Consider the following 26,539-nt stretch of genomic DNA (forward strand, 5'->3'; position numbering starts at 1 on the left):
GTTATCTTCTGCATGGCCGCGCCTATTCCTTGAGTGTTGCGAGATATGCCACGACATCCTCGACCTGCTGCGCCGTCAGGATCGTCTTGCCGACGAGATCCTCGCGGACGTTGACGCCGACATTGAGAGAGTAGAAGCCGGGCATCACCGTCTCGCTGCCGAACACCTGCTTTGAATCGGTGACGATGGCGCGCAGTTCTTCGGGCTTCCAGCGGTCGGCGGCGCCATCAACTGTCGGCGCAACGTCGCCGTGGAACAGCTCGCTCTTCATCGACGAGTTGGCGTGGCAGGCAAGGCAATTGCCGAGCTTGCGGTCCTTGAAAACGCTGGCGCCCTCTTCCGGATTGCCGGGGACGCCTGTCAGTGAGGTGGTGACCGCGAGATCTTGAAACTTGACGTCGCCAGGCGCGACATCGGCTGCGAACGAGGCCCCGCTGCTGAAAAGCACCGCCAACGCCACTTGCGAAACCTTGCTCAGGTTCATGTCCGCACTTCCTCCACTTGTCGGGGACCGGTCTTTCGGCCAGTCCCCTTCTTCTCCCTTTGCACAGGATAGCCGCACTGCTTTCCGGCATCAATGCAAAAATATAATTTTCTGCATATGTCGTCGAACAAGGCGCCCGGCATCACTCCGCGTCGAGCTTTCCCGCAGCCCGCAACTCGTTGATCTTGCGGGCGTGATAGATTTGGAAGTGCTCGTCCTTTTCGTATCCCTTCTCGGCGACCCACCGGAACATGTCGAGGAAGGTCCATTTGCCGAATGCGCCGGGCATGGTTGCCACGGCGGCGTCGCGAACCGAGATATTCTCGGGCGCCGATTCGGGCAGGAACACGATTGTCGGCGTGAAGACGTAGCCCCATTTGCGAGCCGCCGTCTTCTCGGTCAGCACCTCGCCGTCGAGGTCGGTCACCTCCTCGTCGCCGAACATGTTGTACTGCACGACGTGGAAATTGGCCTTGATGAAGTCGCGCACCTCCGGGTCGCTCAGCAGCTCCTCGTGCATCTTGGCACAGTAGATGCAGCCGCGCTGTTCGAAGATCACGGCCAGCCGCTTGCCGTCGGCCTTTGCCGCCTCGATGTCCTCGGCCATGTCGCGGAAGGTGATCGTGAACCAGTCTTCCTTGTGCAGCCCGTCGTCGCCAAGTTCGGCCGCGGCCGGCAGCACACCGGCAGCGATCAGCAGGAATGCGCCGAATGCCATCTTCAACATCATCTGTCTCCTACCCAATGGTCTGGAAAATCGGGAACGTCTCGAGCAGCCAGTACGAGATCGTCGCCATCTGGCCGGTGACGAAGAGGATGCCGGTTAGCACCAGCAGCGCGCCCATCGCCATCTCGACCTTGTGCATGTGCTGCTTGAAGCGCGCGGCCCAGCCGAGGAACCGGCTGGCAAACAGCGCGGCAAGCACGAAGGGAAGTCCGATGCCGAGAGAATAGACGGCAAGCAGCATGGCGCCGCGTGCCGCCGACCCTTCCGAGCCCGCCACGAACAGGATCGCCGCCAGCACCGGGCCGACACAGGGCGTCCAGCCGAAGGCGAAGGCCAGCCCCATCACATAGGCGCCGGCGAAACCGGCGGGCTTCCTGGCCACCTGCACGCGCGCCTCGCGGTAAAGCATCGCGATCCTGAAGACGCCGAGGAAATGCAGCCCCATCGCGATGATGACTACGCCCGCTATCACCGAGAGGATGTCGAAATACTGAGCTATGGTCTTGCCGATGACGCTCGCCGTGGCGCCGAGCGCCACGAACACGGTGGCAAAGCCCAGCACGAAGGCGATCGCCGACAGCACCACGCGGCGGCGCTGGGCGGCCGTCGGCACTTCCGACCTCAAATCCTCGAAACTGACCCCGGCGAGCCAGGCGAGATAGGGCGGAACGATCGGCAGCACGCATGGCGATACGAAGGACAGGAGTCCGGCCAGGAAGGCTCCCCCGATACTGATGTCGAGCATTTCAGATCCTGCTTTCGGCGACACGCTGGAAAGCGCGCTCTTCCCGCCAGTGCTTTAGGCTGTGGAAGATATTCGAAAAATCATATATGTTGCAAACCCTAATTGGACACCGCCGATGAAGCTTTTCCGGATTCCGGTTCTGGCCCTGCTTTGGACGGCCCTCGCCGCCGTGCAGCCGGCAGTCGCGGCCGAACTCCTGATGCTGGAGCAGCCCGGCTGCGTCTGGTGCACCCGTTTCAACGCCGAGATTGCACCCGCCTGGCCCAACACCGAGGAAGGCAGGCTGGCGCCGCTTCGCCGGGTCGACATCACCGAGCCCTGGCCCGAGGACCTCGCGGGCATCCGCAAGGAGCGCTTCACGCCGACCTTCGTGCTGGTCGAGGACGGCAACGAGATCGGCCGGCTGCGAGGTTATGTCGGCGACGAATTCTTCTGGTATCGTATCGGCGAATTGCTGGCCGGGCTGAAGTCGGGTCCTGGCAAAGGTTGACTTTGCGTCCACTGATGCAACAAGACGTCGCGTGCAATCGACGATGCAACTGAAATGGAACGATAAATGGGCCTGCCGAAGATAGGTGACAGCCAGTCCCCGGAAGATTTCGACGCCCTGCTGGCGCAGGCACGCAAGGCGAGCGACTTTCTCAAGGCCTTGTCGCATGAGAGTCGCCTGCTGATCCTGTGCCTGCTGGCGGAGGGCGAGAAGTCCGTTTCCGAACTCGAGGACATCATGAAGATGCCGCAGGCTGCGGTGTCGCAACAGCTGGCGCGCCTGCGTTTCGACCGCCTGGTCAACACACGCCGCGACGGCCGCGTCGTCTATTATTCGATCGCCAGCGCCGAGGTATCGTCGGTGATCGGAACGCTGTATGATCTGTTTTGCGCCCCGGTCAGGAAGCCTGGTTGAGCGGCTGCATCGCCGGTTCGGCCAGTTGACCGTGCCGACAGGGAAGAGTGGGAGGAAATGACCGGTCTGGGCGAATCGCCTTGGTTCCTGGCCTTCGCTGGATTGGCCACGGGCTTCGTCATGGGCTACGCGGCCCGTCGGCAGCATTTCTGCACCATGTCTGCGCTAGAGCGCCACTGGTACGCCGGTGACAGCACCGGCTTGCGCACCTGGGTCCTCGCCGCGGCCGTCGCCCTCCTGCTGACGCAGGCGCTCGCCTTCGCCGGGCTGATCGAACTGCAGCAGAGTTTTTATCTGACACCGGATTTCGGCTGGACCGGCGCCATCATCGGCGGCCTGGCCTTCGGCTTCGGCATGGCGCTGGTCGGCACCTGCGGCTTCGGCGCGCTGGTCCGCACAGGCGGCGGCAGCCTGCGCTCGGTGGTCGTGCTTGTCATGCTCGGCCTGTCGGCCATGGCCGCGCAGCGAGGACTGGTCGCGCAATTGCGCGTGCGCCTCGTCGACGATCTGGCGCTCGACCTGTCCTTTGCCGGCGACCAGTCGATCGGATCGATCCTTTCCGCGGTGAGTGGCGCCGACCTACGGCTGGCTGTTGCGGTGCTCGCCGCGCTCGCGTTGCTGTGGTGGGTCTTTCGCGATCCCGCCTACCGGCGCCAGACCGGCGGCATCGTCACCGGCACGGTCATCGGCGCGGCAATCGCCGTCGGCTGGCTCGCCACCAGCTTCGCCTACCGTCACGCCTTCGAGCCGGTGCAGATCGAGGCGGGTTCATTCGTCGTCCCGGTAGCGGACGCCATCCTGCAGTTCGTCACCTATACCGGCGTGCTGCCCGACTATGGCGTCGGCCTGGTCCTCGGCGTCGTCATCGGCGCCGCCGCCTGCGCGCTGCGCAGGCGTGACATTCGCTGGGAGGCCTGTGACGACGCCCGCGAACTGGGCCGGCATCTCGCCGGCGGCTTCCTGATGGGCACCGGCGGTGTCTTCGCCTTGGGCTGCACCATCGGCCAGGGCGTCACTGCCGTTTCCGCACTGGCCATTTCCGCGCCGATCGTCATGGTATCGATCTGGATCGGCGCGCGGCTCGGTCTGTCCTACCTCATAGAGGGCTCGGCCTTCGCGGCGTTCCGCTCCAGTCTCACCCACCCGGCCGAGTAAGGGCCCTCAAAGCGGCACGAAGCGGTAGGCGGAGCCCTGCCGCTCGACCGTGCCGCCGCCCGGATGCGGGAAATGGAAGCCGATCACGCGCACCTTGTCGCCGGCCGCGCGGTCGAGGAGCGCCGCCCGCGTCTTGGCCCCCAGCGCCGGATCCTGGTCGCTGCCCGTCGGCCAGTCCGGCTTCTCGAAGGAGATTACGGAGTTGGTGACGGCGTCTCCGACGATCAGCACCGGCTCGCCGCCGCCCTCCACCATGAAGGAAATGTGGCCCGGCGTGTGGCCGTAGGTCGCCACCGCCTCGACGCCGGGCACCACCTCGTCGCCCGGCTTGAAGAAGGCCACGCTGTCCTCGATCGCAGCGAAGCGGTTCTGCGCCCCCACCACGAAGGTCTTGCGCTCCTCCGGCATCGCGGCAAGCGTGTCGGGCGACGACCAGAAATCCCATTCGGCCTGGTTGATGCGGTGCTGGGCGTTGGGAAACACCAGTTCGTCGAAATCGTCCGTCAGGCCCCACAGATGGTCGGGATGCGCATGGGTGAAGATCACGTCGGTGACGTCCCCTGGATCGACCCCGGCCTCGGCCAGGCTGTCGAGCAGCTTGCCCGCCGTCGGCATGAAGTTGGCGCCCGACCCGACGTCGAAGATCGCCAGCCGGTCGCCGCGCCTGAGCAGCGTGACGTTGCAGTCGGGCCTCAGCGCATCGGTTGCCATACCGTTCGCCGACAGCATGGCTTCGAGCTCGACCTGGTCGACGTCCGGGAAGACGAAGCTCATCGGCAGCGTCAGCGAGCCGTCGCTCAGCGTCGTCAGTTCCGCGTCGCCGGCGCTCAGGCGACCTATCGCCAGCACAGGCCGCGGCACGCACGCTAGCGTCAGCGCGCCCGCCGCGCCCCCGATCAGGCTCCGGCGCGTGAATCCCCGCCCTGCCCCCGGCATCGACATCTTCATGGCGCCTGCTCCTCCGATTGACACATTCGATTTTTTGCATCTTTATAGATCGCACCAAGGGCGTCAATCGAAACGCAGCCGCGTCCGGCGCGGCAGGCTGGCAGGACCCGCCGACGGGTCCGCAATCCTCAGCCCACCGCGCCTCACCGGAAGCCGTTGCAAGCGACGCCCGAAGCACCGGGAGGAATGCAATGCACGTCTTGAAAACCGTGGCCATGGCCGCGGCAATGTCGCTCTTCAGCATCGTGGCCCAGGCGCAGGAGGCGGTGCACAAGCTTGCCATCCACGTCGACGAGAACGATCCGGCGGTGATGAGCCTGGCGCTCAACAACGCCCAGAACGTCCGCAGTTACTACGAAGCCAAGGGCGAGAAGGTGGCGATCGAGATCGTCGCCTACGGGCCCGGTCTCAACATGTTTGTCGCCGGCACCAGCCCGGTGAAGGATCGGATCTCGGCCATGTCGCTCGAAAGCCCCGAGATCACCTTCGCCGCCTGCGGCAACACGCATCAGAAGATGGTCGAGAAGGCCGGCAAGGACGTGCCGCTGCTCGAGGAGGCGAAGATGGTGCCATCCGGCGTCGTGCGCCTGATGGAACTTCAGGGCGAAGGCTACGCCTATATCCGGCCCTGAGCCGCAGGCTCACTGGAGCAGCCGGCCGCCCGGCCCGGCGACCACAAGAACGACAAAAGGGAGAATCGCATGAACAGGCTCGCTTCCATCATCATGGTCGCCTTCGCAATGGCTCTCGCCGCCGGCCAGGCCCGCGCGCAGGAGGATGTCACGACGTATGCGCTTGAGGCGCCCTTCGTCGATGTCGCCGGCGACCTGTCGGATGCCATCATCAACCGCGGCTACGTCATCGATTATCATGGCTTCGTCGGCGAGATGCTGCAGCGGACCGCCGGCGATGTCGGCGCCAGCAAGCCGCTCTACAAGGATGCGGAACTGTTCCAGTTCTGCTCGGCGGTGATTTCCCGCTCGGCGATGGAAGAGGACATCCGGAACATCGCCTACTGCCCCTACGTGCTGTTCGCCTACGAAACCGAGGAGACGCCGGGCACCGTGACTGTCGGATTCCGCCGCCTGCCCGACGGCGGCGGCCGCGACCAGGTCAACGCGCTGCTCGACGAGATCGCCCGGGAAGCCGCCGGCCAGTAATCGCTGGTGCGGGGGAGATGCCGGCGCCCCGGATCGGGAGCGCCGGCGGCCCCGCATATCCACTCCCCATCGCCTGTCAGTGATATCCGCGGCGGCAGGTTGTCCTCACCTTTTCTCCCTGCCTCTGCCGCGCGCGCCGACCCTGAAGAGCTAGCCTTGTCGCGAGGTCGGGAGCGGAGGTACGCCTGGTCGCACCCCGCAAGTGCCCGGAGTCCGGTCCGGCAATGCCGCAGCAGCCCGACCGGGCAGTTATCCGGTCAGGTCAGTTGATCGCGTCATAGGCTGCCGTGAAGCCCGTCAGCGCGAACTTCAGGTCGATCGGCCGCTTGGCGGAATCCTCGAAATGAAGCGCCAGTTCCTTGCCCGCCCTCAAGGCGGCGAGCACCGGGGTGCTGAGCTGCTCTGCGGCGTAGCAGCCGGCGCCGTCGGTAGCCAGACACAAATACGGCAGTTCCCAGAAGCGCAAACGTTGTTGAAACCAATGGTGGGTGCGACAGGGATCGAACCTGTGACCCGCTGATTAAGAGTCAGCTGCTCTACCAACTGAGCTACGCACCCGTGCGGCCGGCGAACCGGCGGTCGCGGCGGATATAGCCATAGCGCCCCGCCCTGTCCACCCCTTATGCGAAGATCGTCGAAAAGGCTTCGCGATACCGGGCCCGTGGCGCATGCGGGGCGCCGCAAATGCCCGGACTGCCGGGAAAGCCGGCAACGGTCCGGCCGCGGGCGCCAGGCTCAGGCAAAGAGCAGGCCCTCGGCGACCTTGACCGCGTGGCCGCCGATGCGGGCGCCTGCCATCCTTGCGTTCTCGACGTCGATCTCCAGCCTGATTCGCGACGGCCGCCCCATCTCGATGCCCTGTTCGATCCAGAAGCGCGCCAGCCCGTCGACGGGGCGGTCGAACTGCAGCACCGTGCCGGCGAAGGCCGCCGCCGCCGAGCCGGTTGCAGGATCCTCGTAGGAGGGCGCGCCGGGCACGAACATGCGGGCATGAAACGCGCTGTCGTGCTGCACGGTCTCGCGGCAATAGGCATAGGCCGAGGCGACGATGCCCTCGCCCTTGGCCGGCGCCAGTTCCATCCAGGCATGGTTGTTGAAGTCGATCCTGGCCGCCGCGTCCAGGTTCGCAATCGGGATCGTCACATAGGGCACGCCGGCCGACCACAGGCTTGGCCGGTGGTTCTCGAAGCCGATCTCGTGCGCGTCGAGGCCAAGGGCGGCCCCAAGTGCCGCGGCATCGGCCGAGAGCGGCATCTGCTCCGGCAGCTTCGGCAGGTCGAACTCGGCGAAGGCAGCGCCCCCGCCCGTCGTCACGGCGCAGCGCACCGGCCCGACGTTTTCCTCCAGCACGAACATGCCGGCCGTGCCGTTGGCGGCCACCTGCTCGGCCAGCGCGATCGCCGAACCCACCGTCGGGTGGCCGGCAAAGGGCATCTCGTAGTCCGGCGTGAAGATGCGCACCCGCGCGCGGTGACGCGGGTTTTCGGGCGGCAGGATGAACACCGATTCGGACAGGTTGAACTCGCGCGCGATGGCCTGCATGGCGGCCGTGTCGAGCCCCTCGCAGTCCAGGACAATGCCGAGCGGATTGCCGGCGAGTGTCTTGTCCGTGAACACGTCGTAGACGAGATATTTGCGTGATTTCATGGGGTTCTCGCTGTTTCCCGACTCAACATGAGCGAAATTTAACTTGTAATGGCGGCCGTTCGGGCCGACCTGTCAGCGTAGGGATATGCGTGTTGGCGCGTAGGGATATGCCGAAGCACGAGGACGCGCAATGGACCAGATCGTCGACAGGGACAGCAACAGCCAGCACGCCGTGCCTCCCAAGATGGCGCCGGGCGGCGAGCCGGACTCCGCGCGTGAGGCGCTCGGCCTGGGCATGGAACGGGCCGGCCGCCGGCGCGGCAGGACCTGGCTTTATGCGGCTGCCGCATTGGTGCTTGCCGTGGCCGCGCTCGCCTACTGGCAATTCGGCACCGCGACACCGCAGCTTGCCTATGCCACCCAGCCGGCCGCAAAGGGTGACATCACCGTCGAGGTCTCGGCCACCGGAACGCTGCAGCCGCTGATCCAGGTCGACATATCGAGCGAATTGTCGGGCGTGGTGCGCTCGGTCGCCGTGGAGGAAAACCAGCTTGTGAAGAAGGGCGACGTGCTGGCGGAACTCGACACGGTCCGCCTTGCCGCCCAGATCGAGCGTGCCGAGGCCTCCACCGCCGCCGCCCGGGCCAAGGTCACCGAGGCCAGGACGACGTTGCAGGAGACGGAACAGGCCCAGGGCCGTTCGGCGGCCCTGTCGAAGCGCGGCATGGTCACCGATCAGGCGCTCGAGGCGGCCACCGCCGCACGCGACCGCGCCGCCGCCAATGTCGAGCTCGCCGAGGCCAATCTCGCCATCGCCGAGGCCGATCTCAAGCTGCAGCAGGCCGACCTGCAGAAGAGCACGATCTACGCTCCCATCGACGGCATCGTGCTCACCCGCTCGGTCAATCCCGGCCAGACGGTCGCGTCCTCGATGCAGGCGCCGGTGCTGTTCGTGCTGGCCGCCAACCTCGAAAACATGGAACTGAAGGCGGCGGTCGACGAGGCCGACATTGGCGGTGTGGAGCACGGCCAGACTGCGCGCTTTACCGTCGATGCCTTCCCGGAAAGAAAATTCGACGCCGAGATCCGCGAGGTCTCCTTCGCCTCCGTCGCCACCGAAGGCGTCGTCACCTACGATGCCCGCCTCGACGTCGACAACCAGTCCCTGCTGCTGCGCCCCGGCATGACCGCCACCGTCGCCATCGTGACGCGCGAGGCGAAGGACGTGGTCACCGTCCCGGCCGCCGCCTTCCGGTTCGGTCCGCAGGCGACCGGCCAGCGCTCCACGAGCCTGCGCGACCTGTTCATGCCGCGCATGGGTCGCCGCGGCGGACAGCGCCAGGAGCAGCGCTCGGCCGAACCCGGCACGCGCACGCTCTACGTCCTGAAGGACGGCGCGCCGGAGGCCGTTCAGGTGAAAACCGGCGCCAGCGATGGCGAGAACATCGAGATCCTGTCGGGCGTGGCCGAAGGCGACCCGGTCGTCACCGGCGTGCGCCAGCCGCGCGGCTGACCGCCATGGCGCAAAACCCGCTCATCAGTTTCGACAAGGTCTGGAAGACCTATGGCCGCGGCGAGGCCAGGGTCCACGCACTTGCCGGCGTCGACCTGTCCATCGCGCGCGGCGAGTTCGTCGCCATCATGGGCCCGTCGGGCTCCGGCAAGTCGACCGCCATGAACATCATCGGCTGCCTCGATACGCCCACCTCCGGACGCTACGGCTTTCTCGACGTCGATGCCGGCGGGCTCGACCGCGGCAGCCGCGCCACGCTCCGCAACCTCTATGTCGGCTTCGTCTTCCAGGGCTACAACCTCCTGCCGCGCACCACGGCGGCCGAAAATGTCGAACTGCCGTTGATCTATCGCGGCGTGCCGGGGCGCGAGCGACGCGAGCTCGCCATGCGCGCGCTCGCCGAAGTCGGGCTTGAGGGCCGCGAGAGCCACACGCCCGCAGAACTCTCCGGCGGCCAGCAGCAGCGCGTGGCGATTGCCCGCGCCATCGTCACGCGCCCTACCCTTCTCGTCGCCGACGAACCGACCGGCAATCTCGATACCGCGCGCAGCCACGAGATCATGGACCTGATGACCCGTCTCAACGAGGATCTCGGTCTCACCATCGTCATGGTCACGCACGAGGCCGACATCGCCGCCTATGCCGGGCGCACCATCGGCTTTCTCGACGGCAACGTTGCCTCCGACACCCGAAAGCTGGAGGCGGCCTGATGCTCTGGGAAACCGTCCGCCTCGCTCTGCTCTCGGTGCGCCGCAACGTGCTGCGCTCCTTCCTGACCCTGCTCGGCATCGTCATCGGGGTTGCCGCCGTTATCGCCATGATCACCATCGGCTCCGGCACCACGGCGAAAGTGCGCAATGACATCGCCAAGCTCGGCAGCAACCTCCTCGTCGTGCGCGCAGCAAGGCCGGACCGCTCCGGCTCGACCTCCTTCACCCCCAAACGGCTCGACGAGCGCGATTTCACGGCACTGGCCAAGGGCCTCGACAATGCCAAGGCGGTGTCGGCCGCGGCGCAGAAGCAGGTGCGCGTAGTCTATGGCGCCGAGAACGTCGCCGCCGAGGTCACCGGCACCGACCCCGCCTATTTCGTCGCGCGCGACTGGGACATCGCTCTTGGCCGCCTGTTCACCGAATCCGAGGCGCGCGGCGGCACCGGGGTCTGCGTCATCGGCGAGACCGTGCGCAGCCAGTTCTTCGGCGCTGGCGACCCGCAGGGCCAGGCCATCCGCGTCAACCGCATGAGCTGCAAGGTGGTCGGGGTGCTGGCGGCCAAGGGCACGTCGGGCTTCGGCCAGGACCAGGACAATGTCGTGCTGATGCCGCTGTCGGCCTTCCAGCGCCGCATTGCCGGCGACCGCGACATCGATTCGATCTATGTCGCGGCCCTCGACGGCGTCGCTACATCGTCGGTCCAGTCCGACATCGAGACGATTTTGCGCGAAACCCGCCGCATCGCGCCCGGCGCCGACGACAATTTCGACGTCCGCGACATGACGCAGATCGCCGACGCCATGACCAGCGCCACCACCACCATGACCGGCATGCTGGGCGCGGTCGCCGGCGTCAGCCTGCTGGTCGGCGGCATCGGCATCATGAACATCATGCTGGTCTCGGTCACCGAACGCACCCGCGAGATCGGCATCAGGCTGGCCATCGGCGCGCATGAGAAGCACATCCTGATCCAGTTCCTCGTCGAGGCGACGGTACTGTCGCTGCTCGGCGGGCTGATCGGCATTGCGCTGGGGCTCGCGCTCGCCGGCGCGGCGGCGGCTGCGCTGTCGATTCCCTTCGCGCCGAGCCTTGCCATCATTGCGCTGGCGGTCGGCTTCTCGGCGCTGATCGGGATGGTCTTCGGCTTCTTCCCCGCCCTGCGCGGCGCCCGCCTCGACCCGATCGACGCGCTCAGGCACGAATAGCCCGCCTAGCCGCCCTCGCCGCCGAAATGCCAGTCGATCAGCGGCTTCATGTGCGGCATCAGCCCGTCCGGCAGGTCGCCGGCGTGGCGGATGATCACCGGCCCGTCGATTTCCGGCTCGCTCTCTTCGGCCACGAAGCCTTTGATCCGCGCCGCGATCTCGTCGGCCTTCATGTCGAGATGGTAGCGGCGGAAGATCACCGTGACCTTTTCGGTCGAAAGCGCGTGGCACAGCGCGCCGCGCCGCGCCTGCCCGATGTCGAGCCCGGTCTCCTCCAGCACCTCGCGCGCCATGTTGTGGTGCAGATCGACCCGGCCGTCCGGAAAATCCTCGGGCTCGAAGGATCCGGCCGCGAAATAGACTTTTCCCGCATTGACCGTATGCGCCGCCATACGGATCGCGACCAGCGCATTGTCGCTCGCCACCAGCACGGGATGGGCAAAGGCGTGCGCCGCGGTGCCGGCCCGCTCGCGCCGCCAGTACATGAAGGTGGCGTAGCGCACCGCGTGGCAGCGGCCGACGAGGCGCCGGTCGGCGTAACCGAAGGCAGACAGCAGCACCACGGTGCCATCGAAGATTGCCGGCCTGGCCTGCAACTCGGTGTGCCAGTTCTGCCTGATGGCATCGGCGTTGGCGAGTTCGAACGGATGCGGCGCCGGGTCGAGAACCACATCGACCGCATCAACCGGCAGGATCACGTCGCAGGGGATGTCAAAGCTCAAGGCCGAACTCCGTCAGGCGATGTCGAGCGTCACGGCGACGGGGCAATGATCCGAGGCCTTCGGCCGGTCCCAGCCGGTGCGCGGGTAGCGCTCGACCTCCTGGCCGCGCGGAAAGATGGTCCTGAAGGGCTGGCCGCCGCGCACGATGTCGGGCACCGCCCTTGCATTGCGCCGCGCCAGTGCCGGCGACAGCAAGATGTAGTCGAGCTGGCACAGGTGCCGCTCCTGCGGCCCGCGGGTATGGTAGAGCGTCCAGCGATCGAGTTCGGGCCGCCGCTCCACGACGTTCTCGCAGAAGCCGTCGGCCAGCAGGATGTCGACGCTCGACACTGCCTCGTCGACCACCTCCAGCCGGTAGCCGCCATCTACCGCGTCGTCGATCACCACGCGCTGGCGGTAGTCGTTGAGGTCGCCGCAGATCACCCAGCGCTTGTTGGCTGCATGGTCCTTGCCGAAGCGGTCCTCGATGATGCGCTTCACCGCCCTTGCCTCGGCGATGCGCACCGGCATGGTCGCGTCGCGGCCGTTCATGCCGTTGCGCGCGCCGCCCATCGACTTGAAGTGCACCGAATAGATGGTCATCGGACGTCCGCCGATCTTGATGTCGATCTCCAGGCAGTCGCGTCGGAAAATGCGCTCATTGGGATCGTTGCCGAGCTCGGCGAGTTCGGGCGTATGCAGTCCGAATTGCTCGTAGGTGACATGCGCATGGCTGGTCAGGCGAACGAACTCGATCGGCTGGCCGTGCGCGGTTTCGTCCCGCATCATCACGGCGACGTCTATGCCGCGCATGTCGTTGCCGGTGGCAATGTATTTCTGCATGTAGCCGTGCCCGACCATCTTGAACAGATAGCCGTACTCGAAGGCCTTCAGCGCCTCCAGATTGTCGACTTCCTGCAGGCAGATGATGTCCGCCCTGGTCGCCGCGATGGCAAGCGCCGTCAGTTGCCTGGTGTCATCGGCATGGGCGATGGTGTGCGCCTGTTCGAGCTGCTTGTATTCGGCCTCGTTCTTGATCTCGAACAAGGCGAGCGTCCGGTCCTGGTGCAATTGATTGCGAAACCCGGAATAGTCGAACCTGTACATCAGGTTCTCGACGTTGAAGGTGGCAAGGCGCAGCGACATGGCTCGACCTTTGCAGTCTGTCGCTGCCAAAGACAAGGCCGGCCTGCCGTTTCATGCCGATGGCGCCGGATTGCCGTTCATCCTGGGTTCATGCGGCGGTGGGGATAGTGGCCCCTCTCCTCCGAATGGTGTGGTGTGGGGCCTGTGCATTTCATGGAGAACGCTATGAACCTGCAGATTTTTTCGCAATGGCGGCCGCTGGCATTGATGCTTGGCCTGCTGGCAGGCATGTCGCTCCCGGCGGCGGCCAGTCCGCTTGCCGCGATCCCCGACCGGGGAACGCTCCTGCCCACGGTTTCCGAGGGCCGGACCGACGTGACGCCCGTCCACTCCACCAATCCCCGCTACTGGAAGAAGAAGCGCAACTATCGTCGCGACCGGCGCTATGACCGACGCTATGACAGGCGCCACGACAGGCGCTACCACCGCCGCATCTATCCTCGGCTCTATCTGCCACCGGTTTACCCGAACTACCGCTATGTCGAACCGCGCCGTTACAACCACGGCTCGCGCCACGTGCGCTGGTGCTACAACCGCTACCGCTCGTATCGCGCCTGGGACAACACGTTCCAGCCCTATCACGGCCCGCGCCGGCAGTGCCGCTCGCCCTATTGGCCGTAACGCAGGCCACTACGGCCGTCCCGGCCGGCGCCTCGCATGGGGCGCCGGACATGCTTTTGACTTGACGTTGCGGGAACGGATTCCCGCCGATTCTGTTAGGAAAGCGTCAAGCAGCCACCTCTTACACGGAGGTGGGGGAGAGTAATTGGGAACTGAGTAATGAGTAAGCCGACCAGCGACCGGCGGCACAGAAATCGCGTGATCAAGGGCGGCGCGATCCTTTCGGGGATCACCAATTCGGCAATCAACTGCACGATTCGCAACATGCATTCAGAAGGTGCCGAGCTTCGGGTCGACCCCGAGGCGCGTATCCCCTCGGAATTCCTGCTCTATGTCGCGCTGGACGGCGTCGCCTATCGCGCGCATCTGCGCTGGCGCACCCTTGACCGTTGCGGCGTCGAATTCACCGGCACCGAACCAAAGCCGAGCTGGCACTACGGCTGACCGTCAGGCCGCTCGCACCGTTTGGATATCCCAAAAGTCAAAAGGCCGGCGGGTTGCCCCGCCGGCTTTTCTTCGAGCACCTGTCGCGGCTCAGTTCTTGGCCTTGTCGACCAGCTGGTTCTTGGCGATCCACGGCATCATGGCGCGCAGCTTGGAACCGACCTCCTCGATCTGGTGGCTGTCGTTCATGCGGCGGATGCCCTTGAAGCGCGCCGAACCCGAACGGTACTCCTGCATCCACTCCGAGGTGAACTTGCCGGTCTGGATGTCCTTCAGCACGCGCTTCATCTCGGCCTTGGTCTCGGCGGTGATGATGCGCGGGCCCGAGACGTACTCGCCCCACTCGGCAGTGTTCGAAATCGAGTAGTTCATGTTGGCGATGCCGCCCTCGTAGATCAGGTCGACGATCAGCTTCACTTCGTGCAGGCACTCGAAATAGGCCATCTCGGGCGCGTAGCCGCCCTCGACCAGCGTCTCGAAGCCGGCGCGGATCAGCTCGACCAGGCCGCCGCACAGCACCACCTGCTCGCCGAACAGGTCGGTCTCGCACTCTTCCTTGAAGTTGGTCTCGATGATGCCCGAGCGGCCGCCGCCGACGCCGCACGCATAGGACAGGCCGAGATCGAGCGCGTTGCCCGATGCGTCCTGGTGGACAGCGACCAGGCACGGCACGCCGCCGCCCTTCTGGTATTCGCCGCGCACCGTGTGGCCGGGGCCCTTCGGCGCCACCATCAGGACGTCGACCGTCGCCTTCGGCTCGATCAGGCCGAAATGCACGTTGAGGCCGTGGGCGAAGGCAATGGCTGCGCCGTCGCGGATGTTCGGCGCGATCTCGTCGCGGTAGATATCGGCCTGCAGCTCGTCAGGCGTCGCCATCATCATCAGGTCGGCCCACTTGGCGGCCTCGGCAACGGTCATCACCTTGAGGCCGTCGGCCTCCACCTTCTTGGCCGTCGCGGAGCCCTGCTTGAGGCCGACCGCCAGTTCCTTGGCGCCCGAATCCTTGAGGTTCAGCGCATGTGCCCGGCCCTGCGAGCCGTAGCCGATGATGGCGACCTTCTTGCCCTTGATGAGATTGAGATCGGCATCGCGATCGTAATAGACACGCATTGTACGTTTCCTTCCTGGTTGAATTTTATAGTGAGCGGATTTTCGGGCGGTTTGCCGCCCCGAAAAGGGTGAAGAACTGGTCGACGGCGCGCTTGGCGTCGCGTTCGATGGCGGCCGCCGATAGCTTCAGCGTATCGCCGAGCAGAAGCCTGATCTGTACGTCGCGCCCGACCAGCCCGAAGAAGGTGCGGAACGTCTCCTCCGCGTCGTCGAAGGCCAGCAGTCCGGCGGCCCTGCCCGCGTCGAGCAGCGGTTTCAGCCGTTCGCCGATGGCAAAGCGCCCATTGGCCAGCACGATGGAGCCGAGATTGCTCTTGCCCGAACCGGCATGCGAGACCGCCACGCGGTTCAGCGCGATCGAGGTTGCGCTCGAAATGACGCTCAGCCAGTTGACCGCGAAACCCTCGAGACTGTCGCGCAGGGCGGCGGCGTCGAGGTGCTGCCGGTCGTAATTGCCAGCCCTCACCTTCGAGGCCTGCCACTGCACGGTCGCCGTCAGCAGCCCGTCGCGGTCGCCAAACCATTTGTAGAGCGTTTCCTTGGAGCAGCTGGCCCGCCGCGCCACCGCCGTCATGGTAAGGGAATCGCCCTCCTCGACCAGCAGCCGCAGTGCCACGTCGAGCACCTCCGCCTGCCGCGCCGTCAGCGCCTCGCCATTGTCGATGGTGGTCTGCAAAATCTATCCTGCAAGCTGTTACCGTCGGCAGACCGTTCTGCCGTACCGTACGTTACGGTTCGGACGCTCAATGCCCGAATGAGACGGGGATTGCAAGCCTCATTTCCGCGACCAGTCGCATTCTGCAAGGCCCGTCGCCCCGAACGGGTCGACCAGCGTTCCCGCCACGAGGGACGCCAGCACCTGCGGCCCGGGCGGGATTTTTGCGACGGTCGCCACCAGTCGGTCGCGAATGAAGGGCAGCACCGTCGAGTCCGACTGGTAGAAAGGCGTGAAGGCCCGCGACAGGGCCTGGAAGACCCGCACATGGCGGCGGCGCGACCGCGCATAGGCGTCGAGCGCGTCGTCGACGCTGGCGGCGCGCTCGAGCGCGAATGCCAAGGCTGCGGCATCGAGCAGCGCCATGTTGGCACCCTGCCCCAGCTGCGGGCTGGTCGAATGCGCCGCGTCGCCGATCACCGCCAGCCGCCGCCCCGCCGGGATCGCCAGCGTGTGATGCCCGTACTGCGCAAGAGAAAGCTGCTCGAAGCTGCTGATCTGACTCGTGAAAGCCTCGCAGTCCGGCCACAGCGAAAGCACCCTGTCCTTCCAGGCATCGAGCCCTTCTGCCCGCACCCTGTCGGCGTCGCGCGGCTTGATGCTCCAGAAGAACGCCGCCATCGGCTCGGCTTCGGCATCCGGCCGGCCGATCGGCAGCACCCCTATCATCACGCTCGCCTTGTCGTAGCGCTGCAGCAGGGCGTTGGCGTCGAACCCCTTGCCCCGCCAGCCGAGCGAGGCCCAGAAGGCGCCGTAAGCGAGCGGCATTGGCTCTGCGGCCCGCCTCGCATGGCGTTTTAGCCTCGACCGTGTGCCCGTTGCATCGACCACAAGGTCGAAAGCGCCGAGTTTGCGGCCGTTTGCGCCTTCGAGCACCGCCCTTGCGCCGCTGGCGTCGACGTCCTCGACCTCGGTGCCGGTCGTGATCGGTATGCCCTCGGCGACGGCAGCGGCGTGGAGCACGCCAAACAGCGCGGCGCGGTGGACGGCCAGGCCGAAGCGGCCGCCGCGCTGCGCCCCATAGCGCACGTCTAGCACGGTGCGCCCGCTGCGGGCGTCCGCGCCATGCAGCCTGTCAATCCGGCTGCCAAGCGCCTTGATCCCGTCAAGCAGCCCTAGCGCGTCGAGCACGGTCAGGCCGGTCGGCTGCAGGATCAGGCCGGAGCCGACCGGCGCCAGCTGTTCGAAGCGCTCGAAAAGGACGACCCTGTGCCCCGCCCTCTTGAGGAACAGTGCGGCCGCAAGCCCTGCCGGCCCGGCGCCCGCGATCGCGATGTCGAGCTTTTGTGGCGGCGCCATTTCGGAACCCGGTCGCGCCTAGATCGCGACCTGCGTGCCGATCTCGACGACGCGGCCTGTCGGAATCTGGAAATACTCCGTCGCGTCGGACGCGGTTCTCGCCAGCCCGATGAACAGCCGGTCCTGCCACATCGGCATGCCCGAACTGGCGGACGCCTTCAGCGAGCGCCGCGACAGGAAGAAAGACGTCGTCATGATGTCGAACTTCCAGCCCTGCTTGCGGCAGATGGACATGGCCTTCGGGATGTTGGGCTGCTCCATGTAGCCGAAGGTCAGCGTCACCCGCATGAACAGGTCGTTGATCGGCTCGAGATTGGCGCGGTCGCCCTCAGGCACCGTCGGCGTCTGCGCCGTCACCACGCTCAGAATCACGTTCTGCTCATGCAGCACCTTGTAGTGCTTCAGGCTGTGCATCAGCGCGGTCGGCGCGCTGTGCGGATCGCTGGTCAGGAAGACTGCGGTTCCCGGCACCACCATGGGCGGCTTCTTGGCCAGGTTGTCGGCCAGGAAGTCGAGCGGGATTTCGTTCTTGCGGGTCTTCTCGAACAGGAAGCGCGAGCCGCGCACCCAGCTCCACATGACGATGCCCATCATGAGGGCCACGCAGATCGAGACCCAGCCGCCATCGGCGATCTTGGCCGCGTTGGCGAGGAAGAAGCCGGTATCGACCGTGGCGAAGATGATGGTGAGCGGCAGCGCCAGGCCGAGCGCCCATTTCCAGCGGTGCCGCATGACGACGAACAGCAGGATCGTCGTGACCAGCATCTCGCCGGTCACCGAGATGCCGTAGGCGGAGGCCAGCGCGCTCGACTCGCCGAAGCCGACCACCAGGAACATCACGCCGACGGCCAGCAGCGTGTTGACCCTCGGCATGTAGATCTGGCCCGACTGCATCTCGGAGGTGTGCTGGATCGCAAAACGCGGCAGCAGGCTCAGCTGTACGGCCTGGCGGGTCAGCGAATAGGCACCTGAGATCACCGCCTGGCTGGCGATGACGGTCGCCGCGGTGGCAAGCCCCACCATCGGCAGCAATCCCCACTCCGGCAGCATTTCGAAGAACGGGTTCCGCGGCGCGCCGCCATGCGCAAGGACGTAGGCGCCCTGGCCGAAATAATTGAGCAGCAGGCACGGGAAGACGATGGCGACCCAGGCCGCGACGATCGGCTTGCGGCCGAAATGGCCGAGGTCGACATAAAGCGCCTCGGCGCCGGTGACGGCCAGGAACACCGCGCCGATGGTCACGAAGGCGACCTCCGGCTGGCCGAACAGGTAGATCACGCCGTAGTAGGGATTGACCGCGAAGACCACGGTCGGATCGTCGGCGATGTGGGTGATGCCGGCCAGTCCGATGGCGATGAACCAGATGGCGGTGATCGGCCCGAACACCTTTGCCACGCTGCCCGTGCCGAAGCGCTGCACGGCAAACAGCACCGCCAGGATCACCAGCGTGATCGGAACGATGTACTCGTCGAAGGCCGGTGTTGCGACGCTCAGGCCCTCGACGGCCGAAAGCACCGAGATCGCCGGCGTGATGATGGCGTCACCGAAAAACAGCGCCGCGCCGCACACGCCGATGGTCAGGATGGCTGCGCTGGCGCGCGGATAGGCCCGCCGGGCGAGCGCCATCAGCGACAGCGTGCCGCCCTCACCGCCATTGTCGGCGCGCAGAACGAAGATCACGTATTTGATCGTCACGATGACGGTCAGCGCCCAGACGATCAGCGACAGCACGCCCAGAACCTCGATGCGCGTGGCCGCCTCGTCATGCGAGGCCGCGTGCAGCGCCTCGCGAAAGGCGTAGATCGGGCTCGTGCCGATATCGCCATAGACGACGCCGAGCGCGCCGAGCGACAGCGCCGCTGTGCTTTGCTTGCGGTAGGTAGTGTGAGCGTCGGCAAGTGTGTTGGTGGGTGTATCGTCGGCGCCGACCGAACCGGAATCTTGCATGGTATGCCCTCCTTGGGGAGCGGCGCGCTTCTACTCCTGCTGCAGCGCAGCAACAACTGCTCCTTTGGACTACCTCGCGGGGTGAGCTATGCACCTGTTGCGGGTCTCGCGTACCGGGCGTACCACCTGCAAGCGAGCCTAGATCGCAACCTGCGTGCCGATTTCGACGACTCGCCCGGTCGGAATCTGGAAATACTCTGTGGCGTCCGAGGCCGTGCGAGCAAGCCCGATATAGAGCTTGTCCTGCCACAGCGGCATGCCCGAACTGGTTGACGTCTTGAGCGATCGCCGTGACAGGAAGAATGACGTCGTCATGATATCGAATTTCCAGCCCTGCTTGCGGCAGATCGACATGGCTTTGGGGATGTTGGGCTGCTCCATGTAGCCGAAGGTCAGTGTCACCCGCATGAACAGGTCGTTTATGGGCTCGAGCGTCGCGCGGTCGGCTTCCGGCACGGTAGGCTGCTGCGCGGTAACCACGCTCAGGATGACGTTCTGCTCATGCAGCACCTTGTAGTGTTTCAGGCTATGCATCAGGGCGGTCGGCGCACTGTATGGATCGCTGGTCAGGAACACCGCGGTTCCCGGCACCACCATGGGCGGCTTCTTGGCCAGGTTGTCGGCCAAGAACTGCAGCGGGATTTCGTTCTTGCGTGTTTTCTCGAACAGCAGCCCGGAACCCCTCACCCAGGTCCACATGATGAGCACGACCGTGAACGCCACCGCGATCGATGCCCAGCCGCCGTCGAAGAACTTGAGAATGTTGGACGAGAAGAACCCCAGGTCGATGATGCCGAACAGCGCCGTGACGGCCACGGCGACACCGAGTCGCCATTTCCAGATCCGCGTCATGACGAAGAACAGCAGGATGGTCGTCATGATCATCGTGCCGGTCGCGGAAATGCCGTAGGCCGCGCCGAGCGAACTAGACTCGCGGAAGCCGACGACGAGCAGCATCACGATGATGGCGAGCAGCATGTTGACCCGGGGGACATAGATCTGCCCGGACTGGGTCTCCGAGGTGTGGCGGATGACGAAGCGCGGCAACAGGTTCAACTGCACGGCCTGACGGGTCAACGAATAGGCGCCGGTGATGACGGCCTGGCAGGCGATCACCGTCGCTGCGGTGGCCAGCGCAACCATCGGTATCAGCATCCAGCCTTGGTTCATCTCGAAGAACGGGTGCCCGATCTCGCCGCCGCGGGCCAGCACGAAGGCGCCCTGGCCGACATAGTTGAGCAGCAGGCAGGGAAACACGATCCAGAACCACGCCAGCATGATCGGGCGCCGGCCGAAATGACCGAGGTCCGCGTAGAGCGCCTCGGCGCCCGTCACGGCAAGGAACACCGCTCCGACGGTTATGAAGGCGACTTCCGGTGCATTGTGGAGAAAATAGAAGATGTAGATCGGGTTCACCGCGCTGAGGATGTGCGGATCGTCGGCGATATGTATCAGCCCCGACGCGCCGATGCTGAGGAACCAGATGGCAGTAACAGGCCCGAACACCGAGGCCACGCCCGCCGTGCCGAAGCGCTGCACGCCAAACACGACGGCAAGAATCAGCAGGGTCAGCGGGACGACATAGGGTTCAAAGGCGGGTGTCACGACCTTGATGCCTTCGATCGCCGACAGCACCGAGATGGCGGGGGTGATGACCGCGTCGCCGTAAAACAGCGCGGCTCCAAGGATGCCGACCGCCAGGATTGCCCTGGATCGCTTCGGAAAGCTGCTCTGCACGTAGGCCATCAGCGACAGGGTGCCGCCCTCGCCGCGATTGTCGGCCCTGAGCACGAAGGTGATGTATTTCACCGTGACGATGATGGTCAGCGACCAGATGATCAGGGAAAGCACCCCGAGAATATCGCCGGGCTGCGCGAATCCGTTCCCCGACGTTGCGAGCAACGCACCGCGCATTGCATAGATCGGACTGGTCCCGATATCCCCATAGCAAACGCCCAGGGCGCCCAGCATCAGGATCTTGGTGCTTTGCTTCGGAGCCGCGGAATGTCCCGTCTCGCCGGTAGTCGGTTCTTCGCTACCGGGGTCTTTCTGGTCCATTAACACTGCCACTCCGATGAAGCGGGGGGCTTTACGCCGGCAGGCCCGCCAAAGCAAATTCCGTCGCTCAACGCTTGGGCCGCGGCCCATGCTCCGACAGCATTGCGCGCGCCTTTTACCATCCGCAGGCGAAAAGGAAACGTTTGATCGTCCCGACCATGCCGAACTCCAGCGCGTCAGCGGTCAGCCCGTGGCCGATGGAGACCTCGGCAAGGCCGGGAATGCGCTGCATCAGCGGCGGCAGATTGGCGACGGTGAGATCGTGGCCTGCATTGACGCCCATGCCGAGAGCCATTGCCGCCTTCGCCGCTTTGTCGAGCAATTCCAGTTCCTTGCCGGCAGCAGGTGAATCGGAATGGCAGCCGCCATAGGGGCCGGTATAGAGCTCGATCCTGTCGGCACCGGTCTCGCCAGCCAGTTGGGCCATGCCGGGATCCGGATCGCAGAATACCGACACCCGCATGCCCCCTTTCTTGAGCCTTCTGGCAACCGGCACCAGCAACGCGGCATCGGCGGCGAAGTTCCAGCCGTGGTCGGAAGTCGCCTGCGCCGGATCGTCCGGCACCAGCGTCACCTGATTCGGCTGGATCTCCTCGACGAGGTCGAGAAAGGCTTCTGTTGGATAGCCCTCTATGTTGAATTCGGCGGCCGGAAACTCGTCGTCGATCAGCGCGCGAAGCTCCGGCAGGTCGCTGAAGCGGATATGCCGCTCGTCCGGCCGCGGATGGACGGTCAGGCCGTGCGCGCCGGCGGCAAGCGCGATGCGGCCGAGCCCTGTGACGCTTGGCCATGGCAGGTCGCGGCGGTTGCGCAGCATGGCGATGGCGTTCAGATTTACCGAGAGCTTGGCGGGCATGCTATGACCTTGACGCGAACGTATGCCCTTGACCTAACACGCCGGGACACGGAACAGACAGGGCCAGTTCGCATTTGCACCGGTAACCACGCCGGTACCGACCTAGGGAGGCCGACATGATCTACGAAAACCCGCCAAGCATCCGACGCGTCGAGACCGACCGCCCGGACGCCTGCGCTTTCGAAATCACGGGCCACATCACCGCCGCCGACGTCGAAAACCTCTACGGCCTGCTTGAGGCCGAATATGCCCTGCATGAGAAGCTGGACCTGCTCGTGCTGATCCACGACTACGAGGGTTTCGATTGGAGCGCGGCCTTCACCGAGGGCGCGCTCGTCGGCAAGACCCATGCGCTCAAGCACATCCGCAAATACGCCGTGGTCGGCGGGCCGGAATGGATGCGCGGCGTGATGGGCTTCTTCAAGCCCTTCTTCTCCATCGAGATGAAGCATTTCGACCTCGACAAGGCCGGGGATGCCTGGGCATGGCTCGGTGCCAATCCGGTGGAAACCGCCTGACGAAGGGCTCGCGCCGGGGCAACCTGCGTCCACCACCTGTCCACTTTGCGGTCACATGGCCGACACAGGACGTGTCCACAAGGCGCCCATGCCTGCTAGAATCGATTCATGACCCCTCGCCTGACCCTTCGCATCACCGACATTCTCTCCGACGCTGGCGACGCCGCGCGCGTCAACGAGGACGCCGCTGGCGGTAACCGGTGCTCGGCCTTTGTCATCGATGGCGCCACCGGTCTCGGCGAAAAGAGCATCGTCGGGCTCGAGGGTTCCGACGCGGCGTGGCTGGCGCGCCTGGCCAAAACCTTCTTCGAACAGCAGGTCACGCCGGGCCGCGACATGGCCGACATCGTGCGCACGCTGAACAAGCAGGCCGCCACCGTCGTTCACGATTCCTCCGGCGGCCTGCCCATTGCGCCCTGGAGCCTGCCGGTTGCGGGTTTCCAGCTTGTCCGGGTCGAGGGCGGGTCCCTGGTCGCCTACGGGCTCGGCGACTGCCGGCTGTTTCTCACCGGCTCCGATGGCGTCACTGTCGATGCCACCGCGCTGCCCGGCAGCCATGTGAACGAGCGGGAAGGCGCACGCCGCGCCATTGCGCATGCCGGCGGCCTGGCGGCGGTCCGCGCCCTTTCGGACGAGCCGACAGTTCGCGACGAATTGCGCCGGCACCGCGCCACCTATAACCGCGACGACTCGTCCGTCTGGACGCTCGGCACCGAGCCGGCAGCGGCAAAGCACTTGGTGGTCGAGAGGCTGGTGGCCGAGCTGCCGGCCACCGGCCTGCTTTGCACCGACGGCTTTGCTGCGCTGAGCGACCAGTATGGCCGCTACAGCCCGGCCGAACTGGTCGCCACGGCGAAATCGGCGGGTCTCAAGGCGATGCTTGCCGAACTCAGGCGCATCGAGCGCGCCGAGGACCCCGATGGCAGGCTCTATCCGCGCTTCAAGGTATCCGACGACGCCACGGCACTGCTGTTCGAGGTTGTCGTCTGACGCCGGGCCGAAGCCTCAGCGCACGATCGTCAGCCGTTCCGCCGCGCGCGTGATCGCCGTGTAGAGCCAGCGCTGGCGCGTCTCCTTGAACGCATAGCTCTCGTCGAACAGCACGATGTCGTTCCACTGCGAGCCCTGCGCCTTGTGCACGGTCAGCGCATAGCCGTAGTCGAAATCGTCGAAGCGCTTCTTCTGCTGCCACGGAACATCGGCATCCGGGTCGTCGAAGGCCGACTTCAGCAGCTTGATCTTGGCGACGCCGCGGTCCGGATCGTCCTCTTCCGGCGACACCAAAAGGTTGATGCCGGGCTTCACCGTCTCGCGCGACGAGGTCATCACCTTCCACAGCGAGCCGTTGAGCAGCCCCTTGGCCGGGTCGTTGCGCAGGCAGACCAGCTTGTCGCCGGCCTGCGGATAGTTGGCGCTAAACCCCTTCAGCTCGCGCAGCCGCTGGTTGTAGCGCTTTCGCGTCCGGTTGGTGCCGACGAGAACCTGGTCGGCCTTCAGCACCAGTTCCTGCGTCACGTCTTCCTTGCCGATCACTTGCGCCGTGCCGTAGTCGCCGCGCATGAATTCGCGGCCCTCGCGCACGTCGAGCGCCAGCCTCAGGATCGGGTTGTCGCGCGCCTGCCGGTGGATTTCGGTCAGGAGGATGTCGGGCTCGTGCTCGGTGAAGAACCCACCGCCCGAAATGGGCGGCAGCTGCGCCGGGTCACCCAGCACCAGGATCGGCGTGCCGAAGGTGAGCAGGTCGCGGCCGAGCTGCTCGTCCACCATCGAGCATTCGTCGACGATGATCAGCTTGGCCCGCGACACCGGGCTTTGCCGGTTGAGCGAGAAGGTCGGCGACATCGACGTCTTGCCGGTCACCTCGTCGGAAATCGATTCCTCGCCCTTCGGCCGGTAGATCAGCGAGTGGATGGTGCGCGCATTGGTTGCGCCCTTGGAGCGCAGCACCTGTGCTGCCTTGCCTGTGAAGGCTGCGAACTGCACCTGGCCGTCGACATGCTCGGCGAAATAGCGCGCCAGCGTCGTCTTGCCGGTGCCGGCATAGCCGAACAGGCGGAAGATCTGCGGACGGCCGTCCTTCAGCCACCGCGCCACCGCCTTCAGCGCGTCGTCCTGCTGCGGAGAAAATTCCATCGGCCTGACTGACAGGATTCGGGGGCGCGGGGCAAGGCCTTCGCGGCGGCCCCACGCTCGGCATGCGCATTCGCCCGTCCATGGCTTTCGAAGTGCCCCGGCAGCGGCCTGTCCGAAAGCTGGTCGAGGCGTGCGGCCCAGGCCGGCGCACTTGTCGCGCCGCCCATGTTGCAATGCAATATCAAACCATCCTATAGAGGCTCTTCGACTGGACCCGGGAACATGCCGGGTGGCTCTTCCGGCCGCCGATCCGCCGGACAACTCATCGCAGCTGCGCCCCGAGCGGATCCACCGATCCGACGGGCCTGCATGGAATCCGGACGTCATGATCTCCCTAAACGCTTACCGAAACCAGTGGTTCGGCAACGTCCGCGCCGACGTTCTCGCCGGCCTCGTCGTCGCTCTGGCACTTATCCCCGAGGCGATCGCCTTCTCGATCATCGCCGGCGTCGACCCCAAGGTCGGCCTCTACGCGTCGTTCTCCATCGCCGTCATCCTCGCCTTCACCGGCGGGCGTCCCGGCATGATCTCGGCCGCGACCGCGGCCACGGCGGTTCTGATGGTCACGCTGGTCAAGGAGCACGGGCTGCAATACCTGCTCGCCGCAACCGTGCTTGCCGGCCTGCTGCAGATCGGCGCCGGCCTGCTGAAGCTCGGCTATGTCATGCGCTTCGTCTCGCGCTCGGTGATGACCGGCTTCGTCAACGCGCTCGCCATCCTGATCTTCATGGCGCAGCTGCCCGAGCTCATCGGTGTGCCCTGGCTGACCTATGTCATGGTCGCCGCCGGTCTTGGCATCATCTACCTCTTCCCGCTGATAACGAAGACAATCCCCTCGCCGCTGATCTGCATCCTCGTGCTGACCGCCATTGCGATGTGGTTCGGCTTCGACGTCCGCACGGTCGGCGACATGGGCGAACTGCCCTCCACCCTGCCGATCTTCCTCATTCCGCAGATCCCGCTGACGCTTGAGACGCTGATGATCATCCTGCCCTATTCGGCCGCGGTGGCGGCGGTCGGCCTGCTGGAATCGCTGATGACCGCATCCATCGTCGACGAACTGACCGACACGACCAGCGACAAGAACCAGGAATGCGTCGGCCAGGGCATCGCCAACACGGCGACCGGCTTCATCGGCGGCATGGCCGGCTGCGCCATGATCGGCCAGTCGATCATCAACGTGAAGTCCGGCGGCCGCGGCCGTCTGTCGACCTTCTGCGCCGGCATCCTGCTGCTCTTCATGATCGTCGTCCTCGGCGACTGGGTGAAGCAGATCCCGATGGCAGCCCTTGTCGCCATCATGATCATGGTCTCGATCGGCACCTTCTCGTGGTCGTCGATCGTCAACCTGCGCCACCACCCGCGCTCCTCCTCGATCGTCATGCTGGCGACCGTCATCTGCGTCGTCTTCACCCACAATCTGGCGATCGGCGTCTTCGTCGGCGTGCTTCTGTCCGGCATCTTCTTCGCCTGGAAGATCGCCCAGATCTTCCGCGTCACCTCTACCCTCTCGGACGACGGCAAGGCGCGCACCTATGTCGTTGAAGGCCAGGTCTTCTTCGCCTCGGCCGACGACTTCACTGCCGCCTTCGACTTCAAGGAGGCGCTGGAAAGGGTCGTCATCGACGTCAGCCGCGCGCATATCTGGGATATTTCCAGCGTCGCCGCCCTCGACACGATCGTGCTGAAGTTCCGCCGCGACGGTGCCGAGGTCGAGATCGTCGGTCTCAACAAGGCCAGCGAGACCATCGTCGACAGGCTTGCCGTGCACGACAAGCCGGGCGCGCTCGAAACCCTGATGGGTCACTAGCGGTCAATTTCCAAACTGCCGCCCGCGAGACTGGCGGCAG

The 26,539-nt window shown here is 65.5% G+C and carries 28 protein-coding genes, 1 tRNA gene and 1 other annotated feature; of the genes, 13 read left to right on the top strand and 16 right to left on the bottom strand.

The window, feature by feature from the left end; genetic code table 11:
• Positions 1–22: 22 nt before the first annotated feature.
• From soxX to ACT2BZ_RS22495, 3 genes are all read right to left on the bottom strand, one after another.
• Positions 23–484: a sulfur oxidation c-type cytochrome SoxX gene (soxX, locus tag ACT2BZ_RS22485; protein WP_457937905.1), complete on the bottom strand. Its 462-nt coding sequence runs from the start codon at positions 482–484 to the stop codon at positions 23–25.
• Between the two features lie 142 nt (positions 485–626).
• The gene (locus ACT2BZ_RS22490; protein ID WP_457941416.1) at positions 627–1,211 is read right to left on the bottom strand and encodes a thioredoxin family protein; all 585 of its coding nucleotides are present in this window, start codon (positions 1,209–1,211) and stop codon (positions 627–629) included.
• A 10-nt stretch (positions 1,212–1,221) separates the two neighbouring features.
• A complete protein-coding gene (locus ACT2BZ_RS22495; protein ID WP_457937907.1) occupies positions 1,222–1,956 on the bottom strand; it encodes a cytochrome c biogenesis CcdA family protein in 735 nt (244 codons plus the stop codon).
• A gap of 115 nt (positions 1,957–2,071) precedes the next feature.
• Here ACT2BZ_RS22495 and ACT2BZ_RS22500 point away from each other — a divergent pair, with 115 nt between their 5' ends.
• From ACT2BZ_RS22500 to ACT2BZ_RS22510, 3 genes are all read left to right on the top strand, one after another.
• The gene (locus tag ACT2BZ_RS22500; RefSeq protein WP_457937909.1) at positions 2,072–2,446 is read left to right on the top strand and encodes a transcriptional regulator; all 375 of its coding nucleotides are present in this window, start codon (positions 2,072–2,074) and stop codon (positions 2,444–2,446) included.
• Between the two features lie 66 nt (positions 2,447–2,512).
• A complete protein-coding gene (locus ACT2BZ_RS22505; protein ID WP_457937911.1) occupies positions 2,513–2,860 on the top strand; it encodes an ArsR/SmtB family transcription factor in 348 nt (115 codons plus the stop codon).
• Positions 2,861–2,917: 57 nt separating this feature from the next.
• A complete protein-coding gene (locus ACT2BZ_RS22510) occupies positions 2,918–4,015 on the top strand; it encodes a YeeE/YedE family protein (RefSeq protein ID WP_457937913.1) in 1,098 nt (365 codons plus the stop codon).
• Positions 4,016–4,021: 6 nt separating this feature from the next.
• Here the strand turns inward: ACT2BZ_RS22510 and ACT2BZ_RS22515 are convergent, their stop codons facing one another.
• Entirely contained in the window at positions 4,022–4,963 is a 942-nt protein-coding gene (locus ACT2BZ_RS22515) for an MBL fold metallo-hydrolase (protein ID WP_457937915.1), read from the bottom strand.
• A 191-nt stretch (positions 4,964–5,154) separates the two neighbouring features.
• Between ACT2BZ_RS22515 and ACT2BZ_RS22520 the strand changes: the two genes are divergently transcribed.
• Both ACT2BZ_RS22520 and ACT2BZ_RS22525 read left to right on the top strand, forming a co-directional pair.
• Complete coding sequence (locus tag ACT2BZ_RS22520; RefSeq protein WP_457937917.1) at positions 5,155–5,595, top strand: DsrE family protein; 441 nt, start codon at positions 5,155–5,157, stop codon at positions 5,593–5,595.
• A 69-nt stretch (positions 5,596–5,664) separates the two neighbouring features.
• Complete coding sequence (locus ACT2BZ_RS22525; RefSeq protein WP_457937918.1) at positions 5,665–6,123, top strand: DUF302 domain-containing protein; 459 nt, start codon at positions 5,665–5,667, stop codon at positions 6,121–6,123.
• A 262-nt stretch (positions 6,124–6,385) separates the two neighbouring features.
• Here ACT2BZ_RS22525 and ACT2BZ_RS22530 read toward each other — a convergent pair whose 3' ends face one another.
• From ACT2BZ_RS22530 to ACT2BZ_RS22540, 3 genes are all read right to left on the bottom strand, one after another.
• Entirely contained in the window at positions 6,386–6,565 is a 180-nt protein-coding gene (locus ACT2BZ_RS22530) for an invasion associated locus B family protein (RefSeq protein WP_457937919.1), read from the bottom strand.
• Between the two features lie 40 nt (positions 6,566–6,605).
• Positions 6,606–6,681, bottom strand: a tRNA-Lys gene (locus ACT2BZ_RS22535).
• A gap of 177 nt (positions 6,682–6,858) precedes the next feature.
• A complete protein-coding gene (locus ACT2BZ_RS22540; protein WP_457937921.1) occupies positions 6,859–7,770 on the bottom strand; it encodes a PhzF family phenazine biosynthesis protein in 912 nt (303 codons plus the stop codon).
• A 130-nt stretch (positions 7,771–7,900) separates the two neighbouring features.
• Between ACT2BZ_RS22540 and ACT2BZ_RS22545 the strand changes: the two genes are divergently transcribed.
• The 3 genes from ACT2BZ_RS22545 to ACT2BZ_RS22555 are packed head-to-tail and all read left to right on the top strand — an operon-like array spanning position 7,901 to position 11,141.
• Positions 7,901–9,223 (top strand): efflux RND transporter periplasmic adaptor subunit, encoded by a 1,323-nt coding sequence (locus tag ACT2BZ_RS22545; protein ID WP_457937923.1) that lies wholly within the window; start codon positions 7,901–7,903, stop codon positions 9,221–9,223.
• Positions 9,224–9,228: 5 nt separating this feature from the next.
• A complete protein-coding gene (locus tag ACT2BZ_RS22550; protein WP_457937925.1) occupies positions 9,229–9,933 on the top strand; it encodes an ABC transporter ATP-binding protein in 705 nt (234 codons plus the stop codon).
• The gene (locus ACT2BZ_RS22555; RefSeq protein ID WP_457937926.1) at positions 9,933–11,141 is read left to right on the top strand and encodes an ABC transporter permease; all 1,209 of its coding nucleotides are present in this window, start codon (positions 9,933–9,935) and stop codon (positions 11,139–11,141) included. Before ACT2BZ_RS22550 ends, ACT2BZ_RS22555 begins: the two co-directional genes overlap by 1 nt.
• A 5-nt stretch (positions 11,142–11,146) precedes the next feature.
• Here the strand turns inward: ACT2BZ_RS22555 and ACT2BZ_RS22560 are convergent, their stop codons facing one another.
• Positions 11,147–11,863, bottom strand: coding sequence for a hypothetical protein (locus ACT2BZ_RS22560; RefSeq protein ID WP_457937927.1), 717 nt, complete (start codon positions 11,861–11,863; stop codon positions 11,147–11,149).
• Positions 11,864–11,875: 12 nt separating this feature from the next.
• Positions 11,876–12,988: an endonuclease/exonuclease/phosphatase family protein gene (locus ACT2BZ_RS22565; RefSeq protein WP_457937929.1), complete on the bottom strand. Its 1,113-nt coding sequence runs from the start codon at positions 12,986–12,988 to the stop codon at positions 11,876–11,878.
• Positions 12,989–13,153: 165 nt separating this feature from the next.
• Between ACT2BZ_RS22565 and ACT2BZ_RS22570 the strand changes: the two genes are divergently transcribed.
• The gene (locus tag ACT2BZ_RS22570) at positions 13,154–13,609 is read left to right on the top strand and encodes a BA14K family protein (protein ID WP_457937931.1); all 456 of its coding nucleotides are present in this window, start codon (positions 13,154–13,156) and stop codon (positions 13,607–13,609) included.
• A gap of 159 nt (positions 13,610–13,768) precedes the next feature.
• The gene (locus ACT2BZ_RS22575; RefSeq protein WP_457937933.1) at positions 13,769–14,053 is read left to right on the top strand and encodes a PilZ domain-containing protein; all 285 of its coding nucleotides are present in this window, start codon (positions 13,769–13,771) and stop codon (positions 14,051–14,053) included.
• Between the two features lie 90 nt (positions 14,054–14,143).
• Here ACT2BZ_RS22575 and ilvC read toward each other — a convergent pair whose 3' ends face one another.
• From ilvC to ACT2BZ_RS22605, 6 genes are all read right to left on the bottom strand, one after another.
• A complete protein-coding gene (ilvC, locus tag ACT2BZ_RS22580) occupies positions 14,144–15,163 on the bottom strand; it encodes a ketol-acid reductoisomerase (protein WP_457937935.1) in 1,020 nt (339 codons plus the stop codon).
• A 25-nt stretch (positions 15,164–15,188) separates the two neighbouring features.
• Entirely contained in the window at positions 15,189–15,842 is a 654-nt protein-coding gene (locus tag ACT2BZ_RS22585) for a TetR/AcrR family transcriptional regulator (protein WP_457941417.1), read from the bottom strand.
• Between the two features lie 96 nt (positions 15,843–15,938).
• A complete protein-coding gene (locus tag ACT2BZ_RS22590) occupies positions 15,939–17,177 on the bottom strand; it encodes an FAD-dependent oxidoreductase (RefSeq protein WP_457937937.1) in 1,239 nt (412 codons plus the stop codon).
• 18 nt (positions 17,178–17,195) lie between these two features.
• Positions 17,196–19,124, bottom strand: a complete 1,929-nt coding sequence (locus tag ACT2BZ_RS22595; protein ID WP_457937939.1) for a potassium transporter Kup — start codon at positions 19,122–19,124, stop codon at positions 17,196–17,198.
• 138 nt (positions 19,125–19,262) lie between these two features.
• The gene (locus tag ACT2BZ_RS22600) at positions 19,263–21,095 is read right to left on the bottom strand and encodes a potassium transporter Kup (RefSeq protein WP_457941418.1); all 1,833 of its coding nucleotides are present in this window, start codon (positions 21,093–21,095) and stop codon (positions 19,263–19,265) included.
• 202 nt (positions 21,096–21,297) lie between these two features.
• Positions 21,298–22,038, bottom strand: coding sequence for a pyridoxine 5'-phosphate synthase (locus ACT2BZ_RS22605; protein ID WP_457937940.1), 741 nt, complete (start codon positions 22,036–22,038; stop codon positions 21,298–21,300).
• Positions 22,039–22,154: 116 nt separating this feature from the next.
• Between ACT2BZ_RS22605 and ACT2BZ_RS22610 the strand changes: the two genes are divergently transcribed.
• Together ACT2BZ_RS22610 and ACT2BZ_RS22615 are read left to right on the top strand one after the other, a co-directional pair.
• Positions 22,155–22,556, top strand: a complete 402-nt coding sequence (locus tag ACT2BZ_RS22610; protein ID WP_457937941.1) for an STAS/SEC14 domain-containing protein — start codon at positions 22,155–22,157, stop codon at positions 22,554–22,556.
• A 108-nt stretch (positions 22,557–22,664) separates the two neighbouring features.
• Positions 22,665–23,546: a hypothetical protein gene (locus tag ACT2BZ_RS22615; RefSeq protein WP_457937943.1), complete on the top strand. Its 882-nt coding sequence runs from the start codon at positions 22,665–22,667 to the stop codon at positions 23,544–23,546.
• A gap of 15 nt (positions 23,547–23,561) precedes the next feature.
• On the opposite strand, the gene ACT2BZ_RS22620 is transcribed toward ACT2BZ_RS22615, so the two are convergent.
• Positions 23,562–24,689 (bottom strand): ATP-dependent DNA helicase, encoded by a 1,128-nt coding sequence (locus ACT2BZ_RS22620; RefSeq protein WP_457937944.1) that lies wholly within the window; start codon positions 24,687–24,689, stop codon positions 23,562–23,564.
• Positions 24,690–24,896: 207 nt separating this feature from the next.
• Positions 24,897–24,952, top strand: a sequence feature (sul1 is cis-regulatory element that is thought to sense ions involved in sulfur or methionine metabolism; They are found in Alphaproteobacteria).
• Between the two features lie 62 nt (positions 24,953–25,014).
• Between ACT2BZ_RS22620 and ACT2BZ_RS22625 the strand changes: the two genes are divergently transcribed.
• Positions 25,015–26,499, top strand: a complete 1,485-nt coding sequence (locus ACT2BZ_RS22625) for a SulP family inorganic anion transporter (RefSeq protein ID WP_457937946.1) — start codon at positions 25,015–25,017, stop codon at positions 26,497–26,499.
• Positions 26,500–26,539 lie beyond the last annotated feature (40 nt).

Source organism: Mesorhizobium sp. 10J20-29 (assembly GCF_054130485.1).